The organism is Rothia sp. 27098_8_161, assembly GCF_041432905.1.
GTDB lineage: Bacteria > Actinomycetota > Actinomycetes > Actinomycetales > Micrococcaceae > Rothia.
The window spans coordinates 1-949 of record NZ_JAPWAL010000062.1; the positions used below are offsets into that span (position 1 = coordinate 1).

General features: G+C 58.7%; 1 protein-coding gene and 1 pseudogene. One reads left to right on the forward strand and one right to left on the reverse strand.

The window, feature by feature from the left end:
- A pseudogene (locus O3648_RS08385) lies at positions 1–191 on the reverse strand (transcription elongation factor GreA); the annotation flags it as partial.
- A 417-nt stretch (positions 192–608) separates the two neighbouring features.
- Between O3648_RS08385 and O3648_RS08390 the strand changes: the two are divergent.
- A partial coding sequence (locus O3648_RS08390) for a PIG-L family deacetylase (protein WP_371569593.1) occupies positions 609–949 on the forward strand: 341 nt, incomplete at its 3' end.

Sequence of the window (949 nt, forward strand, 5' to 3'; positions counted from 1 at the left end):
CGTGCCTCGTTCTTAGCCTGCTCGTCACGTGCAGCGTGGTAGCCGCCGTTCTCGCGGAGGTCACCCTCATCGCGTGCCTGCGCGATGCGGTCAACAATTTCCTGGCGGTACGGGCCGGAGAGGTGCTCCAGCTCCTCGGTGAGGCGGTCGAAGGCGTCCTGAGTGAGCCATGCACCGGTGTTTTCAGCCATGTGTGTCCTTTGCTTATGCGCCGGCTCTGCCGGTGCGAAACGAATAAACTCGCTACCGTGCGCCATAGAAAAAGGCGGGGAGGCGGTAACGGAATGAATCAACAGACCTATTCTAGAGCACTGGAGGATTTTCGGCTGTTACGCCGGTCGTATCTTCCCCTCTGAGCGCATCTTCATCGGTATGCATGCCGGTAGCTGAACGTTCTGCCAGCATCAGCCTGTTTCTTGCCCGTGAATCTGCTGATACGGTGGGGTATTTCAGGATGTCACACGGTGTCATCTGCGCTAGTGCACCGGCGCTATCCTTGGGTATCATACGAGAAGCTACAGCCGTAAAATTTCTGCCGCGTAGCGCTCGCATTTGCGAGTCACAGACATATTATCCGCACCCTGGCGCATCACATAAAGGAGACCACCGTGAGCGAAGCCATTGAACAGCTGAAGGCAAACCTGCCGACTCACCCTCCCGTGGACTCCCTCAAACCCCTGGATGAGAACTACACTGGTCTGCGCATCCTCGCGGTGCACGCGCACCCGGATGACGAGTCCTCCAAGGGCGCAGGTACTGCTTCGGCGTATATTGCCCGTGGTGCCCGCTTCATGGTGGCGACGATGACCGGCGGCGAGCGTGGTGACATCCTGAATGAGGAGATTGCTAAGAGCCCGCGTGCGCACCGTGACCTGCCGGGTCTGCGCCGCGCTGAGATGGCGGTTGCCCGCGAGATTATGGGTATTGAACACCGTTGGATTGGCTTCTT